The following is a 26430-nucleotide window of genomic DNA, read 5'->3' as shown; positions in this document are numbered from 1 at the left end:
TATTTTAAATAATTAATTTCTTCGTTCTTTTAAATCGGTTTCTATCTGCACTTCCATTTTCTTATTGATTTTATAGCAAAACAACAAGGCAACTCCCACCAAAAATGGAATAGCAGGAAAAATACTCACCAATAATTTTATTCCGTTTATCGCAATATCCGTTTGTACTGTAGAGTTTGGTACATAATGAAAATATCCCAAAAATAACGTCGTCAACGCTCCCCCTATGCTCAAACCTGCTTTTAAGCCCACCATCATAGCCGAAAAGATAATGGCCGTGGCACGACGATTGTTTAGCCATTCGGAGTAATCAGCCACATCTGCAATCATTGCCCAAAGAATTGGAATTGTGATTCCGTAGAAAAATCCGTGCAGGATTTGGGAGAAAAACATCAAACTGATAGATTGAGGTGTAAAAAAGTAAAATGCAAGCACAAATAGTGTCGAAATAAACAAAAACAATCTAAATACATTTCGCTTTCCGTATTTATCTGCAAGATTTTTAGACAATGTAATTCCGACAATCATAAAGATAATACCACCAGCATTGAACAATCCAAATCCAGCCGATACGGCATCATTTCCAAAATAATTTAATCCTATATTAGACAAAACTTCTAAAATGGGCTGAATAAAAAGAGCCAATTGCTCTTTATTAACATAGTTTTCAAAATAATACACATACGAACCGCCTTTCATCGCCAGGGTTATAAAAACCAAAGTCGTAAGGGCAAGCATGATCAGCCATGGTGTATTTTTCTTTAAATCATTTAGATCTTCCTTAATACTTGACTTTTGTTCCGGCTTTGGAATAATACGCTCCTTAGTTGTTAAAAACGTGATTAACAACATGATTGTACCTATTATAGCCAGTACTGTCATCACTTTTTCGATACCCACAGCTTTATCTCCGTTTCCGGCACTTTTAATAATACCCAGCATGAAAACCTGAACAAAAAACTGTGCAAACATAACTGCCACAAAACGATATGACGACATACTATTTCTCTCACGCATATCACCTGTTATTACCCCGCTTAAAGCCGAATAGGGCAAGTTATTACTCGCATAAAAAAGCAATAATAAAGTGTAGGTTACTACTGCGTAAATTACTTTTCCGTGATACGAAAAATTAGGTGTCGAAAAAGCCAATAAAGCAATAACGCCCAGCGGGATTGCCGTAATTAAAATCCAGGGTCTGAACTTTCCCCATTTGGTACTCGTTCTGTCGGCCAATATACCAATAATAGGGTTAAATATAAAGGCTGCAATTAATCCCACGACCAGCATTATTATTGAAGAATCTGTTGGTGATAATCCGTAGATATCCGTATAAAAATAAGCCAGATAGGTCATCAGAGTCTGGAAAACTAAATTGGCTGCCAGGTCGCCTAAGCTATATCCGATTTTTTCTTTAATGGATAATTTTTGAGAAATGTAATTCATTATTGGTTTGTGGTTATTTTGGTTAATTCAAAATCAAAAAACAATTTTTGATTTTATAATAATAAGAATTTATTTTATCATTTTTCCGGTCTCCTTATTTGATGTAATGCTTAAAAAAAAAGTCTTTCGTTTCAAACAATCGGTTGTGTAAAATTAGCTAAAAAAACATATTATGCAAATATACTTCGCTTAATTATTATAATGATTTTAAAAACAACCGATTGTAAAACAATTCACAAAAAACAAGCCTTTTAGACCTCAAAAATTATTCTTTTGATTCTTTTAATTGTTGAACACTGTTGTATGCTTTTTTAGGATGTAGCTTTGTATCAAACAATAATGGATAATTTGTACGCCCTTTTATGGGCCAGTCATTCAACCAGGACTGCCCGTCATGAACTCCCCAAAATGTTACACGGCTGATTTTATCTTTATGTTTTAAGAATAATTTAAAGATTGAAGCATAACGCTCCGCAAGTTTAACCTGAATAGAATCTGGAAGTTTTTCCGGGTAAGGATTCATTTTTGCACTTCCTTCAAAATTCTGATTCACATCTGCTCCTTTTAAGTCCCACGGATTTGGAAGCACTGTAATATCAAGTTCAGTAATAGCCACTTTAATACCAAGCTTGGAATAAGCCAGGATACTTTTCTCGATTTCATCTAAAGAAGGGCTCGCCAATCTCCAATGCCCCTGAATACCAACGCCGTCAATTTTTCCGCCGGCTGATTTTATTTTTTTTATCAACTTAATAGCACCTTCCCTTTTAGCAGGTTCTTCGATATTGTAATCGTTATAATACAAATCTACTTTGGGATCAGCAGCAGCAGCTAATTTAAAAGCATCAACAAGATATCTTTCTCCCAGTGTGTTCAAAAAAACAGATTTTCTCAAAGTACCATCTTCATTTAGAGCTTCGTTGACAACATCCCAGGAATTAATTCTTCCTTTGTATTTGGAAACAATTGTAGTGATATGATCTTTCATGAAAGCTTTCATCTCTGTACTGTCTTTAATTTTTTCCATCCACGGAGCCAATTGACTATGCCAGATCAAAGTATGACCATGAATAAACATCTTATTTTTTTCGCCATAGGCCACAAATTTATCTGTTAAGGCAAAATCGTATTTATCTGGGGAAGGATGCACAAACATCGACTTCATAATATTTTCTGCTGTTATAGCATTAAATTCTTTTTTAACCAAAGAATCTACTTTGGCATCTTTTCCCTCGATTTGATCAGCACTTAAAGCTGTCCCGATATAAAAATCATCTTTATAACTGTCTTTTAAAGAGACTGTTTTTACTTCTTGCTTTTTCGCATTACAACTGCTTAATACTATTAGAGATACCAGCAGCAAATAATAATTACTAAATTTCATTTTTATGGTTTTAGATTAATAGTTAGATTTTATTTTTCTATTCGGCTGACAATTGGGTTAATTTATAAGCAATTCCCATTTCTAACCCTCTTAATTCAGCAAGGCCTTTTAATCTGCCTACAAGAGAATATCCGGGATATGTTTCTTTGGTTGCATCAACCGAATGCAAGAAGCCATGATCCGGACGCATGGGTAGACTTACTTTTGTTTTGTTCATTAACAGAAGAAGCTTTTCTACAATAATTTCTATCTTAGTATCACCTTTTAAATGTTCTGATTCCCTGAAAATAGTTTCGCTTTCACGGAAAGTATTTCGGAGATGCAAAAAGTGAATTCGGTCTCCATAATCGTCTATAATTCTCTCCAGACTATTATCAGGATTTGCTCCTAAAGAACCTGTACAATAACACAAACCATTTAAATTGAACGGAACTGCGTCAAAAATTGCTTTCAGATCTTCTTCTGTAGAAACTATTCTGGGCAAACCCAAAACCGAAAATGGCGGATCATCAGGATGAATCGCTAATTTCGCACCATATTCTGAAGCAATTGGAGCTATTTGCGTTAAAAAATAAATCAGGTTTTCTCTTAGTTTCGCATTATCAATATCAGCATAATCCTCTAATAATGAAAGAATTTGTTCTGCTGTAAAATTGATTTTACTTCCCGGTAATCCCAATAAAACATTTTTAAAAAGTAATGCTTTTTCTTCTTCGGAAAGTTGGCTGCCAAATTGCAGCGCATTTTCTTTCTCTGTTTCAGAATAATCATTTTCAACATTTGGTCTTTTCAAAAGATAAACATCAAAATAAGTAAAAGCGTCCTGATTGTACAAAAGTGCTTTGCTTCCGTCTTCATTTACAAAATTATGATTGGTTCGAACCCAGTCTAAAATGGGCATAAAATTATATGTAATCACTTTAATGCCACAATCTGAAAGATTCTTTATACTGATTTTATAATTTTCTATATACAGCAAATAGTTTCCCGTAGCTCTTTTTATTTCTTCATGAACCGGCAAACTTTCTACCACTATCCATTCTAATCCTGCTTCTTTTATTATTTGCTGTCTTTCTTTAATAGCGGGAACGGTCCAGATTTCTCCAACCGGAATTTGATGCAAAGCTGTTACAATTCCCGCTGCTCCTGCCTGCTTAATGTCTAATAGTTTTACAGAATCCTGAGGACCGAACCAGCGCATGGTTTGCTGCATTTTGATCATAATCATTGTATTTTAAAATTAGAATCCAATACTATTCCCGCCATCTACAGGCAAAATAGTTCCTGTTGTAAATTTTGATTCGCTTGATGCAAAATAAAATACGGCATCTGCAATATCCGATGGTTCTCCTAAAATTCCCATTGGCGTTCTTGAAAGTACTTTATTTTTTCTCTCAGGATCGCTGTCTAAAGCTTTTGCCGACATTTTTGTTTTGATAAAACCCGGCGCCACACAATTGACACGAATGCCAAACGGAGCCAACTCTACTGCCATTGCCCTTGTCATCGATTCGATTGCGCCTTTGCTTGCCGAATACGCAATTACTTTCGGGATTCCGTATTGAGATGCCATCGAACTGATGTTGACAATATTTCCCCCATTATTTTCTTTCATGTTTTGCACCACAGCTTTACTTATGGCAAAAACGCTCAAAAGATTGGTATGAATTATCGATAGAAAATCTTCATCCGTAACCTCCAGAAATTCTTTTTTAAGATTGATTCCGGCATTGTTCACCAAAATGCCAATCGGATTATCTTTAGTGATGCTTTCGATCATAGCAGGAATTCCGGCAATATCATTTAGATCGTATAAAATCGCAATGGCATTTGCACCAATCTCTGCGCAAGCTTCTTCTGTCTTTTCTTTTGATCTTCCAATGATATACGTTTTGATTCCGTTATCACATAATTTTTTCGCGGTTGCAAAACCCAAACCTGAATTTCCTCCAGTTACAATGGCTGTTTTTGTGCTCATTTTTTTTCTTATATAATTAATTTCCGGGTGCAAACGGAAATTTTAATGATTTAAAATACTCTAATGTTTGTTTTGGTTTCTCTACTCCTACAGGCAATTCTTTACCTGAATATTGCTGAAAATAAAGCAAACAGGCATCTCGCCACCATTTCGCTTCTTTAGATTGAATTTCTAACAACATTTGAACTTCTTTAAAACGTTCTTCATCAACATATTTCCCTGCATTATTCCAGGTCTTTTGCATTTCCTGAACCTGATTTACACCTTCCTGATATTTTAAAGCCATACCGTTCCAGAGTGTCTGACCGTTTTTTAGTTTATAATCCCACGAAACATGATGAAACCATAGTAAATCCTGTTCCGGACAAGTTTCGAGATTATCAAAAACCTTTTCTACTTCCGGCGCATATTGAGCTGTCGCATTGGTACCGGTTTTTGCACGATCAAATCCAATTCCGTTTTTATCCGCTTTATGATAATAAGTCGGATTCCATTCCGGTCTCGATAAATCAGAAATCCACGGGCCCGGGCCATAATGATGTCCAGTGTCCATAATATGATGCAAACCAAGAGGTGTCATATAATTGACCACTGCTTCTCTTGAGGTAATCATCATTTCTTTTACTGGTTTAATGAAATTTTCATCGTTCGAAAAAGTACATCTCAACCATTCGTCAGCAATAAGTTCTGAGTCTAAATACGGATCCCAGGCCAATCGACCAAAGCCGTACCAATTTGCCTGCGCAAAAGGATGCCCGGTCCAATTAAGATCGTTTCCTATATTCGAAACCCCGGCAATTCCGGTAAGTTTTGTATGGGTTAGTGATCCATCAATAACTTTGGCCACTGTCGAGCCTTTGCCTTTTTGATAAGTATCTGATGCTAAAACTTCCTGAAATAATTTTGGCAAATAAACCAAATGCGTACTAAAACCCAAATATTCCTGCGTAATCTGAAACTCCATCATTATAGGCGTTTTTTTCATTGCCCCAAACAACGGATGGAATGGTTCTCTGGGCTGAAAATCGATCGCTCCGTTTTTTACCTGAACAATTACGTTGTCTTTAAATTTTCCGTCATACGGCTGAAATTCGGCGTAAGCCTGTTTGGCACGATCATTTGCATCATGTTCAGAATATACAAAAGCCCTCCACATAATTACACCGCCAAAAGGTGCTACGGCATCGGCCAACATATTAGCACCGTCGACATGATCTCTTCCGTAATTTTGAGGACCTGGCTGACCCTCAGAATTTGCTTTTACCAAAAACCCACCAAAATCAGGGATTCTTTTATAGATTTCTTTCGCTTTATCTTTCCACCAATTTGCCACTGCAACATCTTTTGGATCTGCCGTTTTTAAACCTCCAATTTCGATTGGTGCCGAAAACCTAGCCGTCAAATATACTTTTATCCCGTATGGTCGAAATACATTCGCCAGCGCTTCTATTTTCTCTAAATATTGTGGTGTCAGGATCAAGGCGTTTGCGTTTACATTCGTCAAAACTGTACCGTTAATCCCAATTGAGGCATTTGCTCTGGCATAATCAATATAACGCTGATCGATAAAATCAGGTAATTTTTGCCAATTCCATAAAGAGAAACCAGCATAACCACGCTCAACAGTACGATCTAAATTGTCCCAATGGTTTAATACCCGAAGATTTATTTTTGGAGAATCAACAATACTTAAGTTTTTAATTGATTTATTAGTCTGAATCAATCGCAGAAAACTATAAACACCATATAAAACCCCAACATCATTTTTTCCGGTAATGACAATCTGTTTTTTATTTTTTAATGAAATAGATTTAATAATAAAGCCTTCATTGTTTATTTTGTCGAAATCAGATGCAAGCACTTTTTTCAAATCCGAATTTAGAGCCGTTTGAGACCCCACAATTAAATTATTTTCTCCATTGATTGCTGATCGAATTTCAGGTTTATTTTCGAGCATATGGGATATTCCCGTTTCTAATTCCGCTAAAGAAATTTTTGCAGTTTCAGAACTTCCCAATGAAACAATTCCCTTAAGATTGTTTTTATATTCTGAAGCAATTACAGCGTCTTGTATCTTATCGTATCGAAGCCATAATTTATAATCCTTTTGTGCTGATGCAGTCCCGGAAATCATAAAAAATAGTGCCAATAATCTTAGAAAAGTCTTTTTTATACAGGTCATTTAATTTTATTTTTTTTTGTGTTTAATTTTAAACATAAATCACTTATTCCCATTTAAAACAAACCTATCAGCAGAAAAAATACCAAAAAAATATGTTATTAAAAATATTATGAGAATCGCAATCGGTTGTGCTAAAATACAAAAAAAATGCAATAAAAAAATAAAAAAAATATTTTACTTACTACTCTGGTCTATTAAATCATCCTTCCATATTTAGATCATTAGAATATTTGATAAAAAAAGGCCTGGTAATATAATTTATATCACCAGGCCTTTTTTAGATTTAAAAATGTTGCTTAAATTTTCCTTGAGGACGACTCACGAATTAATACTTGTGTATTTAGAAAAGTAATTTCTTTTGCATCATCTTCCTCATCTTTAACAGATTTAAGATTTTTAATAATTAACTCGGCAGCAGCCTTGCCCATTTTCTCTGCAGGATGGGTTATAGTCGAAATGTTTGGTTCAATTATTTCTGAGATTGGGTCATTATTAAATCCTATAACTGCAAAATCTTCAGGTACTTTAATGCCTCTTTTTTTAGCAGTCTGAACGGCACTTACCGCCAGAATATCTCCGGGAGCAAATAGACCATCCGGCGCTTCTTTCAAATTAAATAAGTGATTACAGGCTTTTACTCCTTCTTCATAGGTCATATGTTTTAAGCTTATGATTAAATCCTCATCAATAGGCAAATCATGCTCTATTAAGGCATCAATATACCCCCTTTTTCTTTCATTATAAAGAGTGCCAAATTCTGAACCGGCAGTTAAGTGCGCTATTCTTTTGCAACCTTGTTCTATCAAATGTTTTGTTGCTTTGTAACCAGCCAGATGATTATTAATTACAACCCTAAAAGTATCATAATCCCTGGGAACCCTGTCAACAAATACAAGTGGAATATTATTATTTGAAAACTGCTTAAAATGAGAAGTATCTTTTGTCTCCATCGCCAAAGAACATATAACCCCGCTTACACGGTTACTATACAAGGATTTAGCCAGATTTACTTCGACATCGTAAGAGTCATGCGACTGCATAATAATAACTGAATATTCAGATTTACGAGCCGCAATCTCAATGCCGCTGATTAGAGAGGATAAAAAAGGCTGTGTAACCGTTGGGATTAAAATACCGATAGTTTTAGACTTATTACCGCGAAGACCAGCTGCTAAAGTATTAGGAACAAACCCCATTTCTTTGGCAGTTTGTTTTACTTTTTTAATTGTCTTATCACTTATACTATGGTGATCTTTTAAAGCCCTTGAAATAGTCGATGTTGCAAGATTCAGTTTTTTGGCAATATCATAAATCGTTACATGCTTGTGCTCTTCCATAAATTAAAATACTATAATTAGTAAATGTAATTATTTTAGTGATATAATAGTAAATTCTTTAAAAATTAAGCCTGTTGTATCAATTACACGAGAAATATTTTGATACCCTAAAATCTTCTATAATTATTTTTGAAACATTATTTTTTATTTTCAAAAAAAAAGTATTTCTTTACACAATCGGTTGTTTTTAAGTTATAGAAATAAATCAAATTCAGCACTTTAATAATCAATAAAAGAAAAAGCTAATGGGACCAAAAAAATTTACTTACATAATCACACTCATAATAACTTCTTATTGTTATGGACAAGCAAAAACAGAAAGTTTTCCATTTCAGAATCCTGAATTAACTTTTGAAGAACGGGTAAATGATCTTGTAAAACATTTGACACTGGAAGAAAAGGTATCTCAGATGCTGAATTCTTCTCCTGCAATTTCACGCCTGGGAATACCTGCTTATGACTGGTGGAATGAAACATTACATGGTGTAGCACGGACTCCTTTTAAAACCACCGTTTATCCTCAGGCAATTGCAATGGCTGCAACATTTGATAAAAACTCTCTTTATAAAATGGCTGATTATTCAGCACTGGAAGGGAGAGCGATTTATAACAAGGCCGTTAAGCTAAACCGAACAAACGAGCGTTATATGGGATTAACATACTGGACACCAAACATTAATATTTTTCGTGACCCACGTTGGGGACGCGGACAGGAAACATATGGTGAGGATCCTTATTTGACAAGTATTTTAGGTGATTCATTTGTTAAAGGTCTGCAGGGAGATGATCCTAAATATTTAAAAGCTGCCGCTTGTGCAAAACACTATGCCGTACATAGTGGACCTGAATCTCTGCGTCATACTTTTGATGTTGATGTAACTCCTTATGAACTCTGGGATACTTATCTTCCTGCTTTTAAAAAATTAGTAACTGGGTCAAAAGTGGCCGGAGTTATGTGCGCTTATAATGCTTTTAGAACACAGCCTTGTTGTGCCAGTGACATCCTTATGACGGATATTCTTCGTAACCAATGGAAGTTTGATGGCTATGTAACCTCAGACTGCTGGGCAATTGACGACTTTTTTAAAAATCATAAAACGCATCCCGATGCAGAATCAGCTTCTGCAGATGCTGTTTTTCATGGTACAGATATTGACTGCGGCACAGATGCTTATAAAGCGCTGGTTCAGGCTGTAAAAAACGGAAAAATCAGCGAAAATCAAATTGATATTTCTGTAAAACGTCTTTTTATGATACGTTTCAGACTCGGTATGTTTGATCCTGTTTCAATGGTACAATATGCCCAAACTCCGGATTCTGTTCTGGAAAGTACCGAGCATAGCAATCACGCCTTAAAAATGGCCAGACAATCAATGGTTTTACTGAAAAATGAAAAGAACACCCTGCCACTGAGTAAAAAGTTAAAAAAGATTGTGGTTCTGGGTCCTAATGCAGATAATTCAATTTCTATCTTAGGAAATTACAACGGAACTCCAAGTAAATTGACAACTGTTTTACAAGGTATTAAAGAAAAGCTCGGTAAAAACACAGAAGTAGTCTATGAAAAAGCCATTAATTTTACCAATGACACTTTATTAATATATAAGGATCTTAAAAATCAATATTCTTTCGAAGGGAAGCAGGGTTTTAAGGCACAATATTACGACAATATTAACTTGTCTGGAAACCCAGCCGCAGTACGAACAGAATCAGAAATAAATAACTTTTGGCAGGAAGGCGAAACTGTTTTAAACAACATAAAAGCAAACCATTTTTCTGCCCGTTACACCACTCATTTTAAAGCCGACCAGGATGGCTCCATTACTTTTGAAATCAATGCTGATGATGGGTATCGTTTTTTAATCGATGAAAAAGAAGTAATAAACGCATGGGAGAGAAACAGATGGGGAGAAAAAACATTTAAATTAATTACCAAAAAGAATACGGTTTATAATTTAGTTTTAGAATACTGGCAAGGAGAAGGAAAAGCAAACGTAGCCTTAAATACCGGAAATTTCGAAAAAACTGATTTTACAAAATTGGGAGATCGAAATAAAGATACAGACGCCTTTATTTATGTGGGCGGAATATCTCCGCAGCTTGAAGGAGAAGAAATGCCTGTAAACTTTCCCGGATTCTCAGGAGGCGACCGCACCTCCATCCTGCTTCCGGAAGTACAAACCCAATTGATGAAAGCGCTAAAATCCTCAGGAAAACCAGTCGTTTTTGTTATGATGACCGGCAGCGCAATTGCCATTCCGTGGGAATCAGAAAATATTCCTGCAATACTTAATGCTTGGTACGGAGGTCAGGCAACAGGAACGGCAGTGGCAGATATTCTCTTTGGAGATTATAATCCGGCAGGAAGATTGCCTGTAACATTTTACAAAAGCGATTCAGACTTATCCCCTTTTGTTGATTACAATATGGACAACAAAACGTATCGTTATTTCAAGGGAAGTCCTCTTTACGGCTTCGGATATGGTTTGAGCTATACTTCATTCAAATATGATCAATTGAATATTCCTTCTAAAATAAAAAAAAATAAAAATGTTTCAGTCTCCGTAAGAATTACCAATACAGGTAAAACTGAAGGTCAAGAAGTTGCTCAATTGTATGTATTAAATCAGAACTCAGCTGTAAAGGCACCAATTAAAACTTTAAAAGGATTTGAGAGACTTAACCTAAAACAAGGTGAAAGCAAAACAATCACCTTTAATCTTTCTCCTGAAGACCTGTCGTATGTTACTGCTGAAGGAAACTTAAAACAATATGAAGGAAAAGTTAAACTTACTGTTGGGGGTTCTCAGCCAGATGAAAAAAATGAAATAAAAAGTAATATCATTTCTAAAATAATTCAGATAGAGAAATAAAAAATTGCAATTATATAAATACGCATCGCAAGCTATCTAAATAGAATTAAAAAAATAAATATTAGCTAGAAAAACCAAAAAAAATGAACAACAAAATAGACCAGTTATCAGCAGATAACATTAGAGCATTGGCAATTTCGATGGTCGAAAAAGCCAATTCAGGCCATCCTGGCGGTTCAATGGGTGGAGCCGATTTTATGCATATTTTATATACTGAATATCTAAAATATGATCCTTCTGATATGCAGTGGATTTTCAGAGACCGCTTTTTTATGGATGCAGGACATCTTTCCGCCCTAATGTATGCACAGTATTATCTGCTTGGAAATTATGAGAAAACATATTTAGAAAATTTTAGACAATGGGGATCAGTTACACCCGGTCATCCTGAAATCGATGTTAAAAGAGGTGTCGAAAATACATCCGGACCTTTAGGTCAGGGGCATGCAATGGGCGTTGGAGCGGCTATTGCAGCAAAATTTTTATCGGCAAGATTCGATAATTTATTTGATCACAAAATATATGGTTTTATAACCGATGGAGGTGTTCAGGAGGAGATATCACAAGGTGCAGGAAGAATTGCCGGACACTTAGGACTCAACAATTTTATCATGTTTTATGATTCAAATGACGTGCAGCTTTCCTCTATGACCAATGAGGTTACAACCGAAAATACAGCAATGAAATATGAATCATGGGGATGGAAAGTAATCACAATTGATGGTCATAATCATATACATATCCGTTCCGCTTTAAATGCTGCTCATGCCGAATTAGATAGACCAACCTTGATCATAGGTAGAACTATCATGGGAAGAGGATGTGTTACTGCTGATGGCAGTATGTATGAAGGAGAGTGCGAGTTACACGGAAAACCAATCGGATCCACAAAAGCTGATTTTACAAAAACACTGCAGAATCTAGGAGCAGATCCGGAAAATTCATTTGCTGTTTATACCGATGTCCAAGCTCATTATAAAGAAGTTTTAAACCAAAAGACAAAAGAAGCGTCAGAAAGGAAAGTGAAAATTTCAGCTTGGGAAAACCAAAACCCGAAATTATCAAAAAAGATAAAACAGTTTTTCAGCGGGGATTTACCTAAATTGGATTTTAGTTCTATCCCCCAAAAAGCAAATGCAGCAACTCGCGATGCTTCTGCTGCCGTTTTGGGATACCTCGCAGAAAATGTAGAGAATATAATTGTTTCTTCTGCCGATTTATCCAACAGTGACAAGACGGATGGTTTTCTGAAAAAATCTTCAGTTTTTCAAAAAAACAACTTTAGTGGAGGATTTCTCCAAGCCGGTGTTGCCGAGCTAACTATGGCGGCAATCGCTAACGGAATAACACTTCATGGCGGCGTAATCCCTGTTGTGGCAACATTTTTTGTTTTCTCAGATTATATGAAACCTGCGATTCGCCTTGCAGCAATTCAGGAGCTTGCAGTGAAATATGTATGGACACACGATTCCTTCCGGGTTGGAGAAGATGGACCTACACATCAGCCAATTGAACAGGAAGCACAGATTAGGTTATTGGAAAAAATTAAAAATCATTCAGGCGATCAAAGTTTTGTAGCGCTTCGTCCTGCCGATGCTATCGAGACTTCAGTAGCTTGGCAGATAGCTCTTGAGAATAATAAAACACCAACGGGATTGATTCTTTCAAGACAGGATATTAAAGATCTCCCTTCAAGCGGAGCATCCAGATTTGAAATAGCTTCCCTTGCTAAAAAAGGCGGATATCTGGTAAAATCAACTGTAAATCCAGACATTACTTTGATAGCAAACGGGTCAGAAGTTAGTACACTTATTGAAGCCGCTAATGAGTTAGAAAAGAGTATTACAATTAAAATAAATGTAGCTTCAATTATTTCAGAGGGTCTTTTTAGATCTCAATCTAAAGAATACCAAGAAAGTATTATTCCAAAGGATGGACTGGTTTTCGGCCTAACAGCCGGACTTCCTGTTAATCTTGAAAATCTCGCTGGACGCCAAGGAAAAGTTTTTGGACTGGATCATTTTGGATATTCAGCACCAGCCTCAGTTTTAGATCAAAAATTCGGATTTACAAGTAAAAATGCCAGTGAACAAATCCTTAAATATTTAAAAGAAAATAACTCAAACTGACTTATTTCTAGCCGCTTTTGTAAGCTTAATTTTCAGTTTAAATAACAGAGTAATTACAACAATAAACTTAAATTATTTTAATTAAGGATTGAGCTCCTTATAATGCTAAAGAAGGAATTGGCGTAATGTGCCAATTCCTTATCTGCCTAATATGAGGTGTTTTTTGAAGAAAGTCCTGAAGATGAAAAATATCAAGCTTATTGGCGCTTCTTTTTTGGAAGAAGCTTTAAAAGTAAACCACCACGAATCAATAACAAAATGCACAATTTTTTTTCCAAACTCTAAGAGTTACATCCCCATTTTCATAAAGTTTTCCAAATTGTGTCGGCAGCGTCGACACAATTTAAAGAACGATACGGTCCAATCTTGCAGAAACAAAAGGGAGTGGTATAAGGACAATGAGAATTTTAATGGAAAAATCCTCCCTAGCACCGCCGACATTTGAAAGTGACCACACCGCAAATTTATTTACCACTCGCCTTTTACTGCATCATTTTCTTAATGAAAGTGACCTTCAATGGCTAAATACTTTTGCTGAATATGAGTTAAATACTGAGCAGAAAAAAGGATTGATTTTCATTAGAGAAGCTGGTGCCATTGATAATTCAACATATCGACAATTAAATGCATGTGATGTATTAAAAGCAAGTAATGAATTAAGAAGTCTCCGAGACAAAGGTCTTATTGAACAAAAAGGAAAAGGAAGATCTACATATTATACTACTGGTGGAGTTCTTAACACAGATGATGATGTTCCTAACACAGAACCTAATGATCTTAACACAGAAGCTAATGATCTTACAACAGAACCCTATGATCTAACACAGGAGCTACCTTCTGATATAAGAGAACAAATATCCAACCTAGGAGTTAGAGAAAATGATCAAAATAAAATAAAAGATATAGTTTATAAAATATGCAGTTTTAAAAGCTATTCTGCAAAACAGATAGCTCTAATACTTAATAGAAATGAAAATTACATTTATCGAAACTATATCCTGCCGATGAAAGATGAAGGCAGATTACAGCATACAATAATAGATATGCCAAATCATCCCGACCAGGCTTACAAAGCTGTTTAATATAAATGTACTTCTTTCATTAATGTAAAATATAAATATTTTACATATTTAAATTAAGTTCAAACATTTCCAACTGCCTTTTAATTGATATATAAAATTTTCTAAAATGTTACTTATAACATAAAAAAGTATATTTTTGTCATATTAAAAAAAAACAGAATCATAACCTGTTAAAAAACAAGACATTACAACGTAAAAAAGCGTGTTTTAAAGTTTGTGGCAGAATCGTGGCGCGACAGAAAAAAAATATTAGAAATGCAGTATAAAAGCGGGCTGCGGGCTTAAGGTTCGAATCCTGCTTTCTCCGCCGCCGACTCCCGAGGTATGTAATTTAATTTTAAACTCTACTAAAGATCTTGGTGTTTTTTTTAGTTCATTTTTTGTAATGTGTTAATTTAAAGAGTATTATTTTAGATCGTCCTACCAAATGAAAGACGGTTTTATGTTTCAAAACAAAAAAGAGACTGTAAAGTCTCTTTGTGGAATTAATATACTTTTTATTGAAGTTTATTTCATATTTAATAACTTCTCTAAAGCCTTAATATGTTCATCTTTAGATTTTAAAAGTTCTAAATTTAATCGTTTAATTTCTTCTAATGCTTCTATCCATTTTTCTACTGGATTCACATTGAAAGTTGGATAGTAATTGTAACCATTGGATTGGTCATTAAATGTATTCGATATAATATTTACCGCTTGTTCCTCATCAAAGTTTTGAAATGCTTCGACTGGAATCCTCAGTGCGGATGAGATTTGTTTGAGCAGACCATCTTCAATTACATCTTTTTGCTCTAGTATAGAAATTTTCTTTTGATTCCACTCATTTCCCAGATCAAAAGCCAATGCCTCCTGTTTGATGCCAAGCATTTCCCTGAAACGTTTTATGTTTCTTCCCTGATGTATTTTCTGTTCCATAATGATTATTGATTTTCTGAATGCTCATAGAGCCATTCGGATTAAAAAGTCTGGCTTTCAAAGATAGATAAATATCCTGTATAATATCCTTTTTGTCAGATAATATATCCTCTTCTCGAATAGATTATCCTTTTCAAAGAATGGAACTTCGCTTATGAATTTTAAAGCTACCATTATGAAAAAAAATAAAACATCATTCGAAATAAGATTTTGCGCAGGTTTTGTAGAAGGAAATCTATTTGAGGCATTTGACGCCGTCTTTGACTTTGCACATCTTGATTATTATAAGCGGAACTTAAGTGAAGCAGTACTTCATTGCTATAAGAGAAAAATCTACGAACAGGAAAATCCATGCAATGTTTTTGTTTTTTATACTGCTGTCTGCTCTTTTCTCAAGGTTTGTTACTGTCTGAAAGACAAAAGCAAAAAATGGAAATTGAAAGATTCGTTTCGCTCTGAAACAGTATTTCATCTTTCTTCTTTGACAAAGGAAGAATATGATAATCCTTTTCTTGTACTTCAAAAAGCATTTCAAGAGAAAACACTGCAAGAATTTGATTTTTTTTTATCTGAAATCGTAGAGTTTTCATTGCCTTCCTACGATGGTGATTCTGACTCAGACCTTACGACACCTTATATCCCTTTAATAAAAATGCTCGATGCGGGAGAACTTGTGAGAGAACGAGGTTTTGAGAGGATCAAGAAAACTGACCATACTGATCCTGTCATAGAATAAACATCCTTTATCAAAACTTCAAAGACACAATATTATGAAAACTTTAGAAAAACTTTCATTTCCAAAACTCGAAAACGAGTATTTGGAAAATATACTGAGACAGCTGGTGCGCAAGTATAATATTATTCAAATATTTTTTACCAGAGGGCAGTCTCCTACATTTTCACATGTAATTATCCATATTGATAAAAGTATAGATGCGAAAAAACTGCAGGAAAACAAATGGGTAAAAAGAGTTAAAAAACGTAGTGAAATTGATGTCAATTTCATCGACTCCCTAAAACTCCAGCATCGATTTTCTTTAGGAGATCCATTTATTGAATTTTACTGTCAGCCATCGGCTCTTATTTACCAAAATGAAGAATGGGAATATTCGCTTATCATTACAAGGGAATGGAAGAAATACAAAAAGAGGCTTAATGTGTATCAAAACAATTTTTACCATGATCACGATCTTCATATCTCACAAATCCAAAATCTCATTTCAGAAGGTTCTTCAAACAGTGTCTTCACATCGTATGCAAGACTTATTGAATATGATCTTGAATATTTAGAAGAATTATACCGGGGAAATAAATTCACTTCGCTAAGTTTAGATGAAAGGATCAGTAACCTTATAAAATACATTCCTGATATTCAAAAATACTTTGTGAAAAATAGTCGAAGTAAATATTATCTTATTGATTTATTTATAAAAGCGAAAGAAGCAATCACAGATGATGATTCTATACATGAAAATGAAATGTATGAAGCGATTGCAATTTCCCAGCACGGTCTTTGTCGCCTTATTGAAAAGAGATTTGACGAATTCAAGAAAATGATAAAAAAAGGATTTGTACAGAACAAACAAGTTGCATGCCAGATTGATGAAAAGCCTAACGATGCAATTCTCAGTGTTTCAATAGAAACCATATTACAGTCTGTTGAAGTCGAAGAGATCTACTTATATCATCAAATTACGTACGCTGAAAAAACTACTTATTATCTGATGCTTATAGCCGTGGGTGCGGGCAATGAAAAATTAAGATTAATTAATCTATTCTTAAAAAACAAAATAGGAGGAAAATATGATTTTGTTCTGATAAGTCACAGTCGCTACTGGATACAAACTAACTTATATCAGCATCAAAGTTTCTTTGCCAACATTATACAAGATAAGCACCGGATATATTCATCCAGCAGATACCTTCCTGAATTTCATTGGGAGATACCTCATAATCCTTATCATGATGATTTGCATTTTTATTATAAGCCAACTAAAGATATTGCCTTGCAATTTTTTAAAATAGTCACTAATACTAAAGAAAACTATCAAGGGTTAGAATACTTTTTTGCATTATTTTTCATGTACTTTTGCAGAACTTACATTTTTGTAAAAACATATTACCTACCTAATTACCTATCCAGTCGAATGTTATGGAATATATGTATATATGCAGATCCGGACATGCGAAAGTATAACTATTTAATAGAGGAATTTTGGAGTGATTTCTTTCCTTATTTGGACAGACATATGACACTTCATCATAAGTTGTCAAATCTCAATAAAGAAGAGGTTAATCAAATGAATATTATTGTCAGTAAACTACTGTATGAATTGCATAATTTAGTTATTGTAAGTGGTTTATTATTGGACAATGAGCAAGATTAATAGATTGTTGCTCATAACGTTTTATTGTAATCAACACTATATTTAAGGATTTAAAAAAATTATACTTACCAAAATAGCCAAAGTAAATATTTAATTTGGCCTGATTGCTATTGGTCACAACTTTATAAATGGATAACAAAAATCCGTTTGCGAAATTTTAACCTCATTTTTGACCTTATACAAGCCTTAAACGAGTTTAAAGCAAATAATTTATTTACTTTGGATTTTTACATTCGCGACTATCTCAAACCTCACCTATTCTCTGCCATTCGAATCCGCTTCAAAGGTGAAGTCGGCAAAATCTTCTTTATTACATATATTTGCCTCTACGGGATTATCGGCCCAAGCATATCTAACTTTTGATGGACTGATCACAGCATCACTCCAAACTATAATTTTATCTCCTTGGATTACCGCATTTGCCCAAACAAATTTTCTATCATGACCTGCAATGACAAATCCTTTTAATATACCGTTATCTCCAGCCATTAAGCCTGATCCTGTGTCCGTAAAACTCAGGATTAATTTGTTTTCTTTTTCTTTCATTGCTTTAAAAAGAGGCCCCGAAGCAATTAGATTCCGTCCAGCCTGACCGGATGTTTCCGGAAGGTATTTGGCAGCGAATTCGAGATCGCGCATGGCGAATTCGTAAACATCTTTTAACGGATCAATTAGGATCTTACTATAGTGATCAGCCTAAAGATAATATCTTATGGACAACGGAACGTTTTGTAGAAGAAGTAGAATAAGTACGTAAAGCCATTGGTGCTGATAAAAATAATTTTTATGTATTATGAAACTCCTGGGGCGGAATTACCAGTCAATCTTAAACTATTTTGATAATAGAAGTACAAATGCTTCAGCAGAATCTTTTAATGCTAAAGTAAAAGCATTTAGAAGTCAATTTAGAGGAGTGCGTAAAGTAGATTTCGGATGAAGCGCAAAGCTTGGGGAGGAAATGTCAAAATAAAATAAGAACTTTGTAATCTAAGAATTTTATATGACCCCTATAGAGCTTTTGAAGTTTATGCTTCCTGATTTTTTAGTTGACCATTTTGAAGTAGTTTCATCTACTAATACCGAAGAAATACTACACCTCTATTTTGAAGAGAATGCTAAACCTCCAGAAGAGTTTAGTGATCTTCAATTAGTCTCAAAGGGTTTTCAAGATGAGATTACCATACAGGACTTTCCTCTGAGGGGTAAGTTTGTGTATTTACATATCAAAAGACGTCGCTGGACTAATAAAAATACAGGTGAGATCGTTAAAAGAGATTGGAATTTAGTAGCTAAAGGAACCCGCATGACTCAAGAGTTTGCGGCTTTTTTAAAAGAAATTAATAGATAAAACTGCTATTGACTGTCGTACCATTGGAGGTTTCTTTGGAGTCAATGGGAAAAAATTACAAAGACAATACAAAAAATTTTTAAGCTCCTTTAGTACGTGGGCTCCACGTGAACATGCGCATGAGTGGATTATTTATCCTGAAAATATAGGTACCCACTTGTCAATTGATGAAGTAGCCTTGTCTCAGGGTGAGCTATTTACTATTGTAACCAATAAGGAAGCTAGAGGTAAAAAAGGCTGCCTAGTTGCTATTATTGCAGGGACAAAGGCAGATCAGGTCATTGAACACATCTGCAAAATTGACTATAAAAAAAGAAGTGATGTCCAGGAAATAACACTTGACATGGCTAATTCCATGAAAATGATTTCCAAAAAATGTTTTCCAAAAGCGGTACAAGTTACCGATAGATTTCATGTTCAAAAATTAGCTCTAGAAGCATTACAGGAGATTAGAATAAAATATCGTTGGGAAGCGATGGATACTGAGAATCGATTGATATTACAAGCGAAAAGAGAAAACAAAACTTATCTCCCAGATCTTTTATCTAATGGAGACTCTGTAAAACAGTTGCTCGCCAGAAGTAGATATGTTCTTTATAAATCCCACGATAAATGGACCGAAAGACAAAACGAACGAGCCCAATTGTTATTTGGCTTATATCCAGATATTAAAAAAGCATACAGTTTAACCCAACAACTACGAGGTATTTACAACAATAATAACAATAAACACATTGCGATGACCAAACTGGCACATTGGTACAGGAATGTAGAGGAGTCAGGGTTTAAAAATTTTAATATCCTTTTAAATACCATAACGGTTAATTACCAGTCAATCTTAAACTATTTTGACAATAGAAGTACAAATGCTTCAGCAGAATCTTTTAATGCCAAAGTAAAAGCATTTAGAAGTCAATTTAGAGGAGTACGAAAAGTAGATTTTTTCTTATTCAGATTATGCAATATTTTTGCGTAATCCCCAACTTTTGCGTTTGATCCAAAGTCAAAAGTAACTTTCCAATCTATAACACTCTCAAATGGGGATACCCTTAAACAATTACTAGCCAGAAGCCGTTATTTCTTATACAAAACCAAATCGAAATGGACTCAAAATCAAACAGAACGTGCTGCGTTACTATTTGAATTATATCCTGATATTCAAAAAGGATATAATTTAACTCAAGAGCTCCGTAGCATCTTTGAGAATACAAAAGACAAAATCATTGGTTTTGCAAAATTAGCCAAATGGAATGAAAAAGTAAATCAATCTGGATTTAAGTCTTTCAGTACAATCTCTCGTACAATTACGAATCATTATCAAACCATATTAAATTATTTTGACAACAGAAGCACGAATGCTTCGGCAGAATCTTTCAATGCTAAAATAAAAGCATTCAGATCAAAATTCAGAGGTGTTAGAAATATAGAATACTTCCTTTTTAGACTAACTAATATTTATGCTTAATTTCTACTGCTCCACAGGTTTTCGTCTTGATCCTCAATCTTAAACTATTTTGACAATAGAAGTACAAATGCTTCAGCAGAATCTTTTAATGCCAAAGTAAAAGCATTTAGAAGTCAATTTAGAGGAGTACGAAAAGTAGATTTTTTCTTATTCAGATTATGCAATATTTTTGCGTAATCCCCAACTTTTGCGTTTGATCCAAAATTTTCATTTTTAAGCAAAAAAAAACTTCAATTAGCAAAGCCAATTGAAGTTTTTAGTACTCAGAGCGGGACTTGAACCCGCACGAACATTGCTGTTCACTGGATTTTAAGTCCAGCGTGTCTACCAATTTCACCATCCGAGCATTATGTGGTACCTCCAGGGATCGAACCAGGGACACATGGATTTTCAGTCCATTGCTCTACCATCTGAGCTAAGGTACCTTTATTTGCTTATAACTTGAAAAGCAAAATAAGAATAAAAAACCCCGTTTTGTTAGAAACAGGGTTTTCAAAAGAAAGGCGACGACATACTCTCCCACATAACTGCAGTACCATCTGCGCAGGCGGGCTTAACTACTCTGTTCGGGATGGGAAGAGGTGAGCCCCGCCGCAATAACCACCTTAAGAAGTTATAATTGCTTTGGGCAATTTGTTCTTCAATTTTTAATTTTTAATTCAAAATCTATAATTGAAGTAATATCTTAACATACTGAGATAAAGAAAAAAGTATTGATTTAGAAAGTTTCTTCTCCCACCTTACGGTGGGAGAAAAGGGTGTACATAAGCTTACGGATTATTAGTACTACTCGACTATGACATTACTGCCTTTACATCTATAGCCTATCAACGTGGTCATCTCCCACGATCCTTAAAAGAAATCTCATCTTGTGGTGGGTTTCGCGCTTATATGCTTTCAGCGCTTATCCCTTCCAAACGTAGCTACTCTGCGATGCTCCTGGCGGAACAACAGATACACTAGAGGTTTGTCCAATTCGGTCCTCTCGTACTAGAATCAGATCCACTCAAATTTCTAACGCCCACAGTAGATAGAGACCGAACTGTCTCACGACGTTCTGAACCCAGCTCGCGTGCCACTTTAATGGGCGAACAGCCCAACCCTTGGGACCTTCTCCAGCCCCAGGATGTGACGAGCCGACATCGAGGTGCCAAACCCCCCCGTCGATATGAGCTCTTGGGGGAGATCAGCCTGTTATCCCCGGCGTACCTTTTATCCTTTGAGCGATGGCCCTTCCATGCGGAACCACCGGATCACTATGCTCTACTTTCGTACCTGATCGACCTGTATGTCTCTCAGTCAAGCTCCCTTATGCCATTGCACTCTACGCACGGTTACCAAGCGTACTGAGGGAACCTTTAGAAGCCTCCGTTACTCTTTTGGAGGCGACCACCCCAGTCAAACTACCCACCAAGCAATGTCCCCCGCAAAACGGGGTTAGGCCTCAGATAAACAAAGGGTTGTATTTCAACAATGACTCCACAACGCCTGGCGACGCCACTTCACAGTCTCCAACCTATCCTACACATCATTTATCCAAGGTCAATACTAAGCTATAGTAAAGGTGCACAGGGTCTTTTCGTCCCACTGCGGGTAAACGGCATCTTCACCGTTACTACAATTTCACCGAGCTCATGGCTGAGACAGTGTCCAGATCGTTACACCATTCGTGCAGGTCGGAACTTACCCGACAAGGAATTTCGCTACCTTAGGACCGTTATAGTTACGGCCGCCGTTTACTGGGGCTTCAATTCAATGCTTCTCCGAAGATAACATCTCCTCTTAACCTTCCAGCACCGGGCAGGTGTCAGGCCCTATACTTCATCTTACGATTTTGCAGAGCCCTGTGTTTTTGATAAACAGTCGCCTGGACCTCTTCACTGCGGCCCTGATTACTCAGGGCGACCCTTCTCCCGAAGTTACGGGTCTATTTTGCCTAATTCCTTAGCCATGAATCTCTCGAGCACCTTAGGATTCTCTCCTCAACTACCTGTGTCGGTTTACGGTACTGGTACTAATTACCTGAAGTTTAGAGGTTTTTCTTGGAAGCCCTTAGGCGCACTATCTCTTTGTCCGAAGACTCCGAGTACTATCGTATTTCCCCAAAACCCGTGGATTTGCCTGCGGGTCTTATAGGTAGGTACTTCAACGAACTATTCCGTCAGTTCGCGGCGCTTTCATCACTCCGTCACCCCATCACAGTAATTAGTAGTACGGGAATATTAACCCGTTAGCCATCGACTGTCCCTTTCGGGTTCGCCTTAGGACCAGACTAACCCACAGCTGATTAGCATAGCTGTGGAAACCTTAGTTTTTCGGTGTGCGGGTTTCTCGCCCGCATTATCGTTACTTATGCCTACATTTTCTTTTCTAACCAGTCCAGCATACCTTACGATACACCTTCAACCCTGTTAGAATGCTCCCCTACCACTTACAATTGCTTGTAAATCCATAGCTTCGGTAATATACTTATGCCCGATTATTATCCATGCTCGTCCGCTCGACTAGTGAGCTGTTACGCACTCTTTAAATGAATGGCTGCTTCCAAGCCAACATCCTAGCTGTCTGGGCAGACAAACCTCGTTCTTTCAACTTAGTATATATTTGGGGACCTTAGCTGATGGTCTGGGTTCTTTCCCTCTCGGACTTGGACCTTAGCACCCAAGCCCTCACTGTTAGTGAACATTATATAGCATTCGGAGTTTGTCAGGAATTGGTAGGCGGTGAAGCCCCCGCATCCAATCAGTAGCTCTACCTCTATATAACTTTATAACTAACGCTGCACCTAAATGCATTTCGGGGAGTACGAGCTATTTCCGAGTTTGATTGGCCTTTCACCCCTACCCACAGGTCATCCGAAGACTTTTCAACGTCAACCGGTTCGGTCCTCCACTGTGTGTTACCACAGCTTCAACCTGCCCATGGGTAGATCACACGGTTTCGCGTCTAACACTACTGACTAAAGCGCCCTATTCAGACTCGCTTTCGCTACGGATCCGTGGCTTAACCACTTAACCTTGCCAGCAACGTTAACTCGTAGGCTCATTATGCAAAAGGCACGCCGTCACCCCACGAAAGGGCTCCGACCGCTTGTAAGCGTATGGTTTCAGGATCTATTTCACTCCGTTATTCACGGTTCTTTTCACCTTTCCCTCACGGTACTGGTTCACTATCGGTCTCTCAGGAGTATTTAGCCTTAGCGGATGGTCCCGCCAAATTCAGACAGGGTTTCACGTGCCCCGCCCTACTCAGGATACCACTATCTATTATACTCGTTACCCATACGGGACTATCACCCTCTATGGTGTCACTTTCCAGTAACTTCCGGTTCCTTGTACATAAAATATCGTGGTCCTACAACCCCAATCTTGCCGTAACAACATTGGTTTGGGCTAATCCGCGTTCGCTCGCCACTACTTACGGAATCACTTTTGTTTTCTTCTCCTCCGCCTACTTAGATGTTTCAGTTCAGCGGGTTTGCCCACCTATCGGTGTACTATGTCTTCAACATAGTGGGTTGCCCCATTCAGGTATCTACGGATCAATCGGTGTGTGCCCGTCCCCGTAGCTTTTCGCAGCTTATCACGCCTTTCATCGCCTCTGAGAGCCAAGGCATCCCCCATACGCCCTTATTTTGCTTATTGTACCAATCATAAATTAATATGACCGTTTTTTTTTGTCTTTTACAATAAAATTGTAAAAAACGCTTTCTACTTTTTATTATTTTCTTATCTCAATATGTCAATGAACTTTTTCTTTTTCAGAATAAAGAACATAGAGAATAGATAATAGACCAAGTCTATATTCTTTTTCTATATTCTATCTCCTTAAAGATAGTGGAGAATAACGGAGTCGAACCGTTGACCTCCTGCGTGCAAGGCAGGCGCTCTAGCCAGCTGAGCTAATCCCCCTTTTTAATTAAAAATTAAAAATCGTGAATTAAAAATTATGAACTATGTGATCCTTAATCTTTCAACTTCTAAAATTTCCTTCTTTTTAAGAGTAAAATAGTTGTCTCGGACAGACTCGAACTGTCGACCCCTACATTATCAGTGTAGTACTCTAACCAGCTGAGCTACGAGACACTCTTATTCTTAAAATTTATTATTTGAACTAACAGCAAGAGTAAAATAGTCTTAAAATCAAAACCTATAAAGCTTCTTCTTTTTTCCTCAGCGTGTTGATAAATCAACTAACACTTGAGGCTCTAGAAAGGAGGTGTTCCAGCCGCACCTTCCGGTACGGCTACCTTGTTACGACTTAGCCCTAGTTACCAGTTTTACCCTAGGCAGCTCCTTGCGGTCACCGACTTCAGGCACCCCCAGCTTCCATGGCTTGACGGGCGGTGTGTACAAGGCCCGGGAACGTATTCACCGGATCATGGCTGATATCCGATTACTAGCGATTCCAGCTTCACGGAGTCGAGTTGCAGACTCCGATCCGAACTGTGACCGGTTTTATAGATTCGCTCCTGGTCGCCCAGTGGCTGCTCTCTGTACCGGCCATTGTAGCACGTGTGTAGCCCAAGGCGTAAGGGCCGTGATGATTTGACGTCATCCCCACCTTCCTCACAGTTTGCACTGGCAGTCTTGTTAGAGTTCCCGACATGACTCGCTGGCAACTAACAACAGGGGTTGCGCTCGTTATAGGACTTAACCTGACACCTCACGGCACGAGCTGACGACAACCATGCAGCACCTTGTAAATTGTCTTGCGAAAGATCTGTTTCCAAACCGGTCAATCTACATTTAAGCCTTGGTAAGGTTCCTCGCGTATCATCGAATTAAACCACATGCTCCACCGCTTGTGCGGGCCCCCGTCAATTCCTTTGAGTTTCATTCTTGCGAACGTACTCCCCAGGTGGGATACTTATCACTTTCGCTTAGCCACTGAGATTGCTCCCAACAGCTAGTATCCATCGTTTACGGCGTGGACTACCAGGGTATCTAATCCTGTTCGCTACCCACGCTTTCGTCCATCAGCGTCAATCCATTAGTAGTAACCTGCCTTCGCAATTGGTATTCCATGTAATCTCTAAGCATTTCACCGCTACACTACATATTCTAGTTACTTCCTAATAATTCAAGTCTAACAGTATCAATGGCCGTTCCACCGTTGAGCGATGGGCTTTCACCACTGACTTATTAAACCGCCTACGGACCCTTTAAACCCAATGATTCCGGATAACGCTTGGATCCTCCGTATTACCGCGGCTGCTGGCACGGAGTTAGCCGATCCTTATTCTTACGATACCGTCAAGCTACTTCACGAAGTAGTGTTTCTTCTCGTATAAAAGCAGTTTACAATCCATAGGACCGTCATCCTGCACGCGGCATGGCTGGATCAGGCTTGCGCCCATTGTCCAATATTCCTCACTGCTGCCTCCCGTAGGAGTCTGGTCCGTGTCTCAGTACCAGTGTGGGGGATCTCCCTCTCAGGACCCCTACCCATCGTAGCCTTGGTAAGCCGTTACCTTACCAACTAGCTAATGGGACGCATGCTCATCTTTTACCGTTGTGACTTTAATTATAAAATGATGCCATTTCATAATACTATGAGGTATTAATCCAAATTTCTCTGGGCTATCCCTCTGTAAAAGGTAGATTGCATACGCGTTACGCACCCGTGCGCCGGTCTCTAGTTCCGAAGAACTATACCCCTCGACTTGCATGTGTTAAGCCTGCCGCTAGCGTTCATCCTGAGCCAGGATCAAACTCTTCATCGTATATTGTTGATCTAATCACTTAGATCGTATTGTTATTCGAATCAGTCTCTATCGGTTCTTTTTCAATCTCTCGATTATCTTACTCTTTATTCTTTTGTTTTAACATCTCTGTTAAAACGGCTGTCAATTCAATATGTCTACGAACGTGTCTTCTTATTTTTGTGTTTCGCTTGTTTCTC

General features: G+C 37.0%; 18 protein-coding genes, 4 tRNA genes, 3 rRNA genes and 1 pseudogene. 11 read left to right on the top strand and 15 right to left on the bottom strand.

Annotated elements, in window-relative coordinates; translation table 11 throughout:
• Positions 1-12: 12 nt before the first annotated feature.
• From QLQ94_RS10610 to QLQ94_RS10585, 6 genes are all read right to left on the bottom strand, one after another.
• Entirely contained in the window at positions 13-1446 is a 1434-nt protein-coding gene (locus tag QLQ94_RS10610; RefSeq protein WP_271336475.1) for an MFS transporter, read from the bottom strand.
• Positions 1447-1711: 265 nt separating this feature from the next.
• Positions 1712-2830 (bottom strand): endo-1,4-beta-xylanase, encoded by a 1119-nt coding sequence (locus tag QLQ94_RS10605; RefSeq protein WP_271336476.1) that lies wholly within the window; start codon positions 2828-2830, stop codon positions 1712-1714.
• A gap of 37 nt (positions 2831-2867) precedes the next feature.
• A complete protein-coding gene (uxuA, locus tag QLQ94_RS10600; protein WP_271336487.1) occupies positions 2868-4052 on the bottom strand; it encodes a mannonate dehydratase in 1185 nt (394 codons plus the stop codon).
• Positions 4053-4070: 18 nt separating this feature from the next.
• Positions 4071-4808, bottom strand: coding sequence for an SDR family NAD(P)-dependent oxidoreductase (locus QLQ94_RS10595; RefSeq protein WP_271336477.1), 738 nt, complete (start codon positions 4806-4808; stop codon positions 4071-4073).
• 16 nt (positions 4809-4824) lie between these two features.
• On the bottom strand, positions 4825-6990 hold the full coding sequence (locus tag QLQ94_RS10590; RefSeq protein ID WP_482499697.1) for an alpha-glucuronidase family glycosyl hydrolase: 2166 nt from the start codon (positions 6988-6990) through the stop codon (positions 4825-4827).
• A gap of 296 nt (positions 6991-7286) precedes the next feature.
• On the bottom strand, positions 7287-8327 hold the full coding sequence (locus tag QLQ94_RS10585) for a LacI family DNA-binding transcriptional regulator (RefSeq protein ID WP_271336479.1): 1041 nt from the start codon (positions 8325-8327) through the stop codon (positions 7287-7289).
• Between the two features lie 245 nt (positions 8328-8572).
• On the opposite strand from QLQ94_RS10585, the gene QLQ94_RS10580 reads away from it, so the two are divergent.
• The 3 genes from QLQ94_RS10580 (at position 8573) to QLQ94_RS10570 (ending at position 14411) form a co-directional block, all read left to right on the top strand.
• Positions 8573-11200 carry a beta-glucosidase gene (locus tag QLQ94_RS10580; RefSeq protein WP_271336480.1) on the top strand — a complete coding sequence of 876 codons (2628 nt, stop codon included), beginning with the start codon at positions 8573-8575 and terminating at the stop codon, positions 11198-11200.
• A gap of 83 nt (positions 11201-11283) precedes the next feature.
• A complete protein-coding gene (locus QLQ94_RS10575; protein ID WP_482499695.1) occupies positions 11284-13329 on the top strand; it encodes a transketolase family protein in 2046 nt (681 codons plus the stop codon).
• Positions 13330-13739: 410 nt separating this feature from the next.
• Entirely contained in the window at positions 13740-14411 is a 672-nt protein-coding gene (locus tag QLQ94_RS10570; RefSeq protein WP_271336482.1) for a hypothetical protein, read from the top strand.
• 507 nt (positions 14412-14918) lie between these two features.
• On the opposite strand, the gene QLQ94_RS10565 is transcribed toward QLQ94_RS10570, so the two are convergent.
• Positions 14919-15326 (bottom strand): helix-turn-helix domain-containing protein, encoded by a 408-nt coding sequence (locus tag QLQ94_RS10565; RefSeq protein WP_271336483.1) that lies wholly within the window; start codon positions 15324-15326, stop codon positions 14919-14921.
• 175 nt (positions 15327-15501) lie between these two features.
• Here QLQ94_RS10565 and QLQ94_RS10560 point away from each other — a divergent pair, with 175 nt between their 5' ends.
• Together QLQ94_RS10560 and QLQ94_RS10555 are read left to right on the top strand one after the other, a co-directional pair.
• Entirely contained in the window at positions 15502-16062 is a 561-nt protein-coding gene (locus tag QLQ94_RS10560; RefSeq protein ID WP_271336484.1) for a hypothetical protein, read from the top strand.
• Positions 16063-16096: 34 nt separating this feature from the next.
• Complete coding sequence (locus tag QLQ94_RS10555; protein ID WP_482499692.1) at positions 16097-17713, top strand: hypothetical protein; 1617 nt, start codon at positions 16097-16099, stop codon at positions 17711-17713.
• Between the two features lie 255 nt (positions 17714-17968).
• Here QLQ94_RS10555 and QLQ94_RS10550 read toward each other — a convergent pair whose 3' ends face one another.
• Positions 17969-18259, bottom strand: coding sequence for a hypothetical protein (locus QLQ94_RS10550; RefSeq protein ID WP_482499691.1), 291 nt, complete (start codon positions 18257-18259; stop codon positions 17969-17971).
• Positions 18260-18378: 119 nt separating this feature from the next.
• Here QLQ94_RS10550 and QLQ94_RS10545 point away from each other — a divergent pair.
• From QLQ94_RS10545 to QLQ94_RS10520, 6 genes and pseudogenes are all read left to right on the top strand, one after another.
• A pseudogene (locus QLQ94_RS10545) lies at positions 18379-18507 on the top strand (proline iminopeptidase); the annotation flags it as partial.
• Positions 18507-18650 carry a transposase gene (locus QLQ94_RS10540; protein WP_482499689.1) on the top strand — a complete coding sequence of 48 codons (144 nt, stop codon included), beginning with the start codon at positions 18507-18509 and terminating at the stop codon, positions 18648-18650. The pseudogene QLQ94_RS10545 and the gene QLQ94_RS10540, both read left to right, overlap by 1 nt.
• 63 nt (positions 18651-18713) lie before the next feature.
• On the top strand, positions 18714-19061 hold the full coding sequence (locus QLQ94_RS10535; protein ID WP_482499687.1) for an ISAon1 family transposase N-terminal region protein: 348 nt from the start codon (positions 18714-18716) through the stop codon (positions 19059-19061).
• Positions 19054-20037, top strand: a complete 984-nt coding sequence (locus QLQ94_RS10530; RefSeq protein WP_482499963.1) for an ISAon1 family transposase — start codon at positions 19054-19056, stop codon at positions 20035-20037. The genes QLQ94_RS10535 and QLQ94_RS10530 overlap by 8 nt, the downstream gene beginning before the upstream one ends.
• Positions 20038-20085: 48 nt before the next feature.
• The gene (locus QLQ94_RS10525) at positions 20086-20526 is read left to right on the top strand and encodes an ISL3 family transposase (RefSeq protein WP_482499962.1); all 441 of its coding nucleotides are present in this window, start codon (positions 20086-20088) and stop codon (positions 20524-20526) included.
• Positions 20527-20562: 36 nt separating this feature from the next.
• Positions 20563-20703 (top strand): transposase, encoded by a 141-nt coding sequence (locus QLQ94_RS10520; protein WP_482499961.1) that lies wholly within the window; start codon positions 20563-20565, stop codon positions 20701-20703.
• Positions 20704-20786: 83 nt separating this feature from the next.
• On the opposite strand, the gene QLQ94_RS10515 is transcribed toward QLQ94_RS10520, so the two are convergent.
• The 7 genes from QLQ94_RS10515 to QLQ94_RS10485 all read right to left on the bottom strand — a co-directional run bounded on the left by QLQ94_RS10515 (position 20787) and on the right by QLQ94_RS10485 (position 26251).
• A tRNA-Leu gene (locus tag QLQ94_RS10515) sits at positions 20787-20872 on the bottom strand.
• 6 nt (positions 20873-20878) lie between these two features.
• Positions 20879-20951: transfer RNA gene (locus QLQ94_RS10510), tRNA-Phe, on the bottom strand.
• A gap of 73 nt (positions 20952-21024) precedes the next feature.
• A 5S ribosomal RNA gene (rrf, locus tag QLQ94_RS10505) occupies positions 21025-21134 on the bottom strand.
• Positions 21135-21286: 152 nt separating this feature from the next.
• Positions 21287-24170 (bottom strand): 23S ribosomal RNA (locus QLQ94_RS10500).
• A gap of 193 nt (positions 24171-24363) precedes the next feature.
• Positions 24364-24437: transfer RNA gene (locus QLQ94_RS10495), tRNA-Ala, on the bottom strand.
• 100 nt (positions 24438-24537) lie between these two features.
• Positions 24538-24611, bottom strand: a tRNA-Ile gene (locus tag QLQ94_RS10490).
• 126 nt (positions 24612-24737) lie between these two features.
• A 16S ribosomal RNA gene (locus QLQ94_RS10485) occupies positions 24738-26251 on the bottom strand.
• Together the 16S, 23S and 5S rRNA genes with 4 tRNA genes alongside form the textbook arrangement of a ribosomal RNA operon.
• Positions 26252-26430: the final 179 nt, after the last annotated feature.

This window comes from Flavobacterium sp. B114r, from assembly GCF_056824125.1.
Note: the sequence above shows the minus strand (reverse complement) of the source record. Positions and strands in the feature narration are given on the sequence as shown.